This window comes from Paraburkholderia sp., from assembly GCF_035501035.1.
GTDB lineage: Bacteria > Pseudomonadota > Gammaproteobacteria > Burkholderiales > Burkholderiaceae > Paraburkholderia.
Map to the genome: position 1 here is coordinate 41,745 of NZ_DATJWR010000064.1, position 7,266 is coordinate 49,010.

Genomic DNA, 7,266 nt, shown 5'->3' on the forward strand with positions numbered 1-7,266 from the left:
CGCTTGCGCCAACGCCGCTTCACTGCGGCGCTTCGACGACCGGCAACAGCTCCAGCGTGAGCACTTCGAACGGTGCGAGTTGAACTTCCTGCGGCAAGTCCGCGTGCAGTACAGCTGGAATACCGAAAGCCCCCGCATCTCGAATGCTGCGCGTATTGAACCAGCCCGCCGCCGCTGGCAGTTCCAGTTGCCGCCGCAGATCGAACGTGAAGCGTTGCGCGCGGCTGTCCGGATTGCGCAGCGTCACGATCGCCTTATGCGGCGCCCACGCGGCCCAGCCGTATACCGCCTGTTCGTCCGGCGCTCCGCCAATCCAGTGGCTATCGCGCAGCACGTCGCCGTGTTCGCGCGCCCATCTGGCGGCTTCCGCGAGCGCGTCCCAGTCGCGCTCGCCCAGCAGCGCGGGGGTAATGTATAGCTCCTGGAGTTGCGTGCCGCTGCCGAAGTATGACCAAACTTCGTTGGCGAAGGCGTCCCCTGCCGACGTATTGAGGCGAGGATTGCACTGCGCGCAGAACACGCCGTGCAGCATCAGCGAATTGAGTGGAAATAAAGGACTCCGTATCACGACGTTGTGCCAGGTCTGCGCGTCGCGGTACGTGATCCAGCGCTCGCGGTTCGTGCCGCTGCCCGCCAGGCCGTCGTCGTTGCCGCCGCGCCAGATGGAGTCGACGTAGCGCAGCCAGAACGGCGAAGGATGCGTGCCTGTCGTGAGATTGATGTAGGTCTCGGGTTTGGCCGCGCGAATATCTTCGATGAGCTGGATCGCCGCGTCCCAATCGCTATCGAAGAGGCTGCCTGGAAACACCTTGTCGGCGTTGCCCGTGCCGTCGAACTTGAACTGGTTGATGCCGTCCTTGTCGAGCAGATCCATCACGACTTCATGAAAGCGTCGGTAATAGCGCGGACCCGACAGCGCGAGGCCGTTATCGATGACCTCGTAGCCGGCCGCATGGCCGCGCGCCACGCGCTCCTGTTTCTGCGCGCCATAACCGCCCCACGGAGAAAGCCATATGCCAGGCGCGGCACCGTATCGTGCTGCGGCCTCTCGTAGCGGAACGAAGCCACGCGGGAATGCCTTGCTGAACCGCCAGCCGCCGCCAAGATCGTCCCAGCCGTCGTCGAACAAAAACGAATCGATCTGCACCGCACGCGCCACGTGCAACTTGCAGCCGATCGCTTCGATGCGCTCTAACGCCTGCTCCTGCGTGTACGGCGTGAGGTAGCCGATATCGCCCCAACTGTTGTAGTGCAGAAAAGGACGATACGGGCGAGCGCGCTCCCGTTCCAGGTAAGTGGCAAAGTCGCGCCGCAACTGGCCATCGCCTGCCACGCCGATCACTGCGGAATAGACGAGCGTCCTGTTCCTTTCCAGCGGCAACACGCGTTGCAGCTTGAAGCTGACGCTGTCGCCTTCCACGTGACTCGCCGCCAGCGGGTGCTCGAAACCCAGATAGAAGTTGCCTGCAACGACCGGTGTGCCTCTCGTTTCTCCGCTGGCTTGCGCGCCGGCAACACGCGTTTCCAGCATGGAAACAACAGCGATGGCTTCGTCCTGAACGAGCGCCGTAACCGCGATCTGCATGCGCAGGTATCGCGAGCCATCGCGCTGCTCGATGCTCCATTGCACCTTTAAGCGTTCTTGAGCATCGACGAGCGTGACATTCACGCTCCGGCCCGCGATTCGTTCAGCCAGGCGCGACGCGCGGGAGTTGGGTGCGAGCGTGGCTTCGCTCAGCTGTGCCTGCACCCTCAGCCCTGCCAGGCCGACGAGACTTCCATCGGCGAGCATTAGCGCGAACGGCGCAACGACGGGCAGCGTGTGCGAGCGCGCGCAATCGATCAGCGAGAAGTTGGCGAGGCGTGCGTCCGTGACCGTCCAGCGTAATGCGATCGCGTCGTTACCGAATGAACACGAATCGCCCCTTCTCTGGAATACGGGCATGCCGGCTTGTGCAGGCAGGGCATCGTTGGCGCGCATGGAAAGACCTGTCTCTGTCAGGAGCAGTTTCCATAGGGTAACGGCAATGGCCTCGCGCTTTCAAGCGGGGCGATTGCCATTCGTTTTCAAGCCCGCCTACCTGCACGATGTGACTGGAAATCGTCGATGTGGAACGCCTTTTCGCACCCAATCCAAAGGCGGTGCGGCGGGCGGCGCCTTGGAGGAGCCGCCCGCGCCCTATCAAACGACGCCCGGATTGATGTAGGCAGTCTTGACCGTGGTATAGAACTCGCGCGCATAGCTGCCTTGCTCGCGAGGACCATAGCTCGACCCTTTGCGACCGCCGAACGGAACGTGATAGTCCACGCCAGCCGTTGCGGTGTTCACCATGACCATACCGGCCTGCACGTGGCGGCGGAAATGGTTGGCATGACTGAGCGAAGTCGTGCAGATACCCGCCGACAACCCGAACTCCGTGTCATTGGCCACGGCAAGCGCCTCGTGATAGTCCTTGACCTTGATGACCGAAGCGACCGGGCCAAACACTTCCTCGCGGTTGATTCGCATTCCCGAGGTCGTATTGGTGATGAGCGCCGGCGCAAGGAAGTAGCCGCGCGTAGCGCCTTCCACGCGCTCTCCGCCAAACACCTCTCCGCCTTCCTCGCGTGCAATCGCGATATACCGCTCGTCTTGCTGAAGCTGCTTGTCGTCGACGACAGGCCCGATATGCGTACCGTCCGCCAGCGCATCACCAGTCTTGAGCACCTTCATCCGGGCCTTCATGGCAGCGACGAAGCGGTCGTGAATGCCTTCCGTGACGATGAGCCGGCTCGACGCTGTGCATCGCTGCCCCGTCGAGAAGAAGGCGCCGTTGATACAGGCTTCGACGGCGACATCGAGATCGGCGTCGTCGAGGACGACCATGGGGTTCTTGCCGCCCATCTCGAGCTGGAACTTCTTGCCCGTTGCGAAGCACTTCGCACCAATCGCGCGGCCCGTCGCGACCGATCCGGTGAAGCTCACGGCATCGACATCGGGCGAGCTTACGATGGCTTCGCCAACCACCGAGCCACGGCCCATCACGAGGTTGATCACGCCAGCCGGCGCGCCCGCTTCCGCGATGATCTTCACGAGTTCCCACACGCTCGCTGGCACGAGGTCCGCAGGCTTGATGACGACCGTGTTGCCATAAGCCAGCGCGGGAGCGATCTTCCAGGCCGGAATGGCGATCGGAAAGTTCCAGGGCGTAATCATCCCGATGACGCCGAGCGGCTCGCGCGTCACCTCGACGGTCATTCCAGGGCGCACCGAAGGCACCGTCTCGCCGCCAATACGAAGCGCCTCGCCGGCAAAGAACTTGAAGATCTGTGCCGCGCGGCCAACCTCGCCGATTGCCTCGGGAAGGGTTTTGCCTTCTTCGCGCGCGAGCACCCGGCCCAGTTCGGCCTTGCGGGCAAGAATGACGCTGCCAACCTGGTCGAGCAGGTCGAAGCGTTGCTGCGGCGTAGACAGCGACCACTTGGCGAACGCCTTGCGCGCGGCTGCGATGGCGCTCAGCGTTTGCGCCTCGTCTGCCTGCGCGAATTCGCCGATCGCGTCGTCGAGATTCGAAGGGTTGATATTGACAGAGGCCGTGGCGCCGCGCACCCACTGGCCATCGATGTAATTGTCGAACGTGTTCATGTTGTCTTTCCTGTTACAGCGTTAGTGAACGCAACGCGCACGATGGCTCAGAGCAATCCGCGGGCAGCCAGATTGCGGTAGAGCGCGCGCACGCCGAAGGTCCACGGCGCGATCTCCGTGCTCAACTGCACGGTGTTGGTCAGTGCGCCGAGTTGCGGTGTCGAGATGGTGACCTTGTCGCCGAGGTGGTGCGTGAAGCCGCCGCCTTCCGTGTCGCGGTCCTTGATGGGCGAGAACATGGTGCCGAGAAACAGCATGAAGCCGTCGGGATACTGGTGATGGCGGCCCCAGGTCTGCGCGACGAGGTCGGCGGGGTCGCGGCTGATTTCGCTCATGTGGCTGACGCCTTCGAGAACGAAGCCGTCATCCGTACCCTCGACTCGCAGCGCGACGCTGGTCTGGCGCACGGCGTCGAGGTCGAACGACTCGTCGAACAGTCGCACGAAAGGGCCGATCGCACAGGAAGCGTTGTTGTCCTTGCACTTGCCGAGCAGCAATGCCGAGCGGCCTTCGATGTCGCGCAGGTTGACGTCGTTGCCGAGCGTCGCGCCAACGATCTCACCGCGGCTATTTACGGCAAGCACGATTTCCGGCTCGGGGTTGTTCCAGTTCGATGCGGGCAGCAATCCGATGTCCGCACCAAAGCCCACCGCCGACATGGGCTGCGACTTCGAAAAGACTTCGGCGTCGGGGCCAATGCCCACTTCCATGTACTGGGACCACGCGCCGCGCCGCTCGAGTTCAGCCTTGAGCTTCATCGCCGCTTCCGAGCCCGGCTTGATTTTCGAAAGATCCGTGCCGATCGTGGCGGCGATGGTTTCCCGAACCTCACGCGCCTTCGCAGGGTCGCCGCCGGCTTGCTCTTCGATCACGCGCTCGATGAGGCTCACTGCGAACGTCACGCCGCATGCCTTGATGGCCTGCACGTCATTGGGCGCGAGCAGACGCAGCGCGGGGTCCTTCGCGCCGGGCAGGTTCGCTTCCAGCAGCGCCTGAACCGAACCGAGCGACTCTCCCGTCACCGTGCGCGCAAACCGGGCGACGTCCTCGCGATCGAACAGGTCTGCGGTGGTCGGCGCGCTGCGGGTGATATCGAGGACTTCGCCGTTGCGAACGAGCACGACGGAAGGTCCTTCGTGCTCGCCCGCTCGACGCCATACGCGTCCAACGAGCAGCGCCTTTTCGAGGTCGCGGGGAAGCGAGGCGGATTGGGAGTTCGAGGTCATGGTGCGCAATGTCTCCAGTTCGTGTGCGCCGCTGATGCGGCAGGGCTGGCCCGAATGTTTGGAGCAAGCCCGATCCGGTTTAGTGTGAGTGTCGCGGGTTGCCGCGCTCGGCGATGACTTTCAGATAGAGCGTTGCCGGCTCGAGGCAACCGCCGGTGGACAGTTGCCCCACCGTCTTGCGATACAGCTCCTGCCATGGCGTCTGGGCCGGCGGAATGTCGAAGCTCACCGTCTCGCGGCGGCGCGCGAGTTCCTCTTCGTCGACGAGCACGTTCACGCTGCGCGCATTCAGGTCGACACGAATCCGGTCGCCCGTTTGCAGCAGCGCGAGGCCGCCGCCAACGGCGGCTTCGGGCGACATGTTCAAGATGGAAGGGCTCGCCGAAGTGCCGCTTTGCCGCCCGTCTCCGAGCGTTGGCAGCGACGTGATGCCCTTGCGCACGAGTTCCGCCGGCGGCGCCATGTTGACGACTTCCGCGCTGCCCGGATAACCCACCGTACCCGTGCCGCGAATCACGAGAATGCAATGCTGGTCGATGTCGAGCGACGGGTCGTTGATGCGGGCATGGTAGTCCTCAGGACCGTCGAACACAATCGCTCTTGCTTCGAACGTGTTTTCCGCGCCGGGCTCGCTCAAATAGGTTTGCCGGAACGCATCGCCGACCACCGACATTTTCATGATCGCGCTGTCGAAGAAGTTGCCCGATAGCACCATGAATCCGGCACCGTGCTTGAGCGGGTCGTCGGTGGTCTTGATGACTTCGCGGTCGGGCTCGGGCGTGCTGTCGGCAATGGCGCCGATGGTTCGGCCCGATACCGTCAGGCACTCGCGATGCACGAGGCCGCCGCGGTCGAGCTCGCGAAGCACCGCCGGCACGCCGCCCGCCCGATGGAAGCCCTCGCCCAGATACTCGCCTGCCGGCATGCAGTTCACGATGAGCGGCACCTGCTCGCCCACGCGCTGCCAGTCGTCGAGGCTCAGTTCGATGCCCATGTGCCGCGCAATCGCGATCAGGTGCGGCGGGCAGTTGGTCGACGCGCCAAGCGCCGAAGCGACGACGATGGCGTTCTCGAACGCCTCTTTCGTCATGATGCGGGAAGGCCGCACATCGTCGCGCACGAGGTCGACAATGCGCTTGCCCGTTGCATACGCCATCTGGCCGCGCTCGCGGTAGGCCGCCGGAATGCTGGCGCAGCCGGGCAGCGACATGCCCAACGCTTCCGCGAGGCTGTTCATGGACAACGCCGTGCCCATGGTGTTGCAGTGGCCAATGGAAGGCGAGGAAGCCGTGGTGAGCTCCATGAAGCCTTCATAGTCGATCTCGCCGGCCGCGAGCAGATTGCGCGCATGCCAGATGACCGTGCCCGAGCCCACACGTTTGCCATGGTGCCAGCCGTCGAGCATCGGCCCGCCCGAGAGCACGATGGCGGGCATATCGACCGTTGCCGCGGCCATCAGGCACGCGGGCGTGGTCTTGTCGCAGCCCGTCGTCAGGACGACGCCATCGAGCGGGAAGCCGTGAAGAATCTCGACGAGACCGAGATACGCGAGATTGCGGTCGAGGGCCGCAGTGGGCCGGCGGCTCTGCTCGGCGAGCGGATGCACGGGGAATTCCATCGGAATGCCGCCGGCATCGCGAATGCCCGCCTTGGTGCGGGCCGCAAGTTCGATATGGTGACGATTGCACGGCGCGAGGTCGCTGCCCGTTTGCGCAATGCCGATGATGGGGCGGCCCGATTGCAGTTCTTCACGCGTGAGGCCGTAGTTCATGAAGCGCTCGACATAGAGCGCGGTCATGTCGGCATGGGCGGGATCGTCGAACCATTCCTGGCTGCGCAGGCGCCGTGCGTTGGGCTGGGTCATAGGTCTTGCTCCGTGGTTCCTTGTCTTGACGATGGGGTGGTCACGCTCGCCTGCCTGGCTGACAGTGTCAGCGCCCGGCGGACTGAGCCGGCCGTTCGCGCGATGCCGGATTCGCAAGGCGATTCACGAATGGATCGGCGCCATTGTTATCGGTAACATTTCTCGATGTTATCACGCTGTGCAGGGTCTGTGCACCTGGTGGATGCCATGCGATTTCGCGGTTGATCCAGGTGGAAACCCCTGGCTTGCCGCGGAGCTGCGCACCGTGATAATTTAATCGCTTAGTTACCGGTAACATATTTGTGACGGGAGACTGGCCCAGAAATACTACCGACACCACAACAGCGCAAGCCCCTTCACTCACGATGACTGGTTTGAGTATCGACTGTCCACGCAACCACGGCACCCACGCCGCGAGACCAGCGCCTCGACGCCTCGCAACTCGAACGCGCGCGCCCTTGAACTAGCCGGGCAAAGCCCGGCCACACCACGACGAAGTAGCGGGAACGGTCTGCTTCGCAGCGAGACCGTTCAATGACTTATGCAAAAGG

At 63.6% G+C, this 7,266-nt stretch carries 4 protein-coding genes; all 4 read right to left on the reverse strand.

Features of this window, described 5'->3' with window-relative positions; translation table 11 throughout:
- Positions 1–19 precede the first annotated feature (19 nt).
- On the reverse strand, positions 20–1,981 hold the full coding sequence (locus VMJ11_RS04045) for an enterotoxin (RefSeq protein WP_325617138.1): 1,962 nt from the start codon (positions 1,979–1,981) through the stop codon (positions 20–22).
- Positions 1,982–2,182: 201 nt separating this feature from the next.
- The gene (locus tag VMJ11_RS04050; RefSeq protein ID WP_325617140.1) at positions 2,183–3,625 is read right to left on the reverse strand and encodes an aldehyde dehydrogenase family protein; all 1,443 of its coding nucleotides are present in this window, start codon (positions 3,623–3,625) and stop codon (positions 2,183–2,185) included.
- A gap of 47 nt (positions 3,626–3,672) precedes the next feature.
- Complete coding sequence (locus VMJ11_RS04055; protein ID WP_325617142.1) at positions 3,673–4,851, reverse strand: fumarylacetoacetate hydrolase family protein; 1,179 nt, start codon at positions 4,849–4,851, stop codon at positions 3,673–3,675.
- Positions 4,852–4,930: 79 nt separating this feature from the next.
- Positions 4,931–6,715: an IlvD/Edd family dehydratase gene (locus VMJ11_RS04060; protein ID WP_325617144.1), complete on the reverse strand. Its 1,785-nt coding sequence runs from the start codon at positions 6,713–6,715 to the stop codon at positions 4,931–4,933.
- Positions 6,716–7,266 lie beyond the last annotated feature (551 nt).

Excerpts from the sequence above, each read along its gene's own strand:
- VMJ11_RS04045 (WP_325617138.1), bottom strand. The coding sequence starts at position 1,981 with ATGCGCGCCAACGATGCCCTGCCTGCACAAGCCGGCATGCCCGTATTC.
- VMJ11_RS04050 (WP_325617140.1), bottom strand. The coding sequence starts at position 3,625 with ATGAACACGTTCGACAATTACATCGATGGCCAGTGGGTGCGCGGCGCC.
- VMJ11_RS04055 (WP_325617142.1), bottom strand. The coding sequence starts at position 4,851 with ATGACCTCGAACTCCCAATCCGCCTCGCTTCCCCGCGACCTCGAAAAG.
- VMJ11_RS04060 (WP_325617144.1), bottom strand. The coding sequence starts at position 6,715 with ATGACCCAGCCCAACGCACGGCGCCTGCGCAGCCAGGAATGGTTCGAC.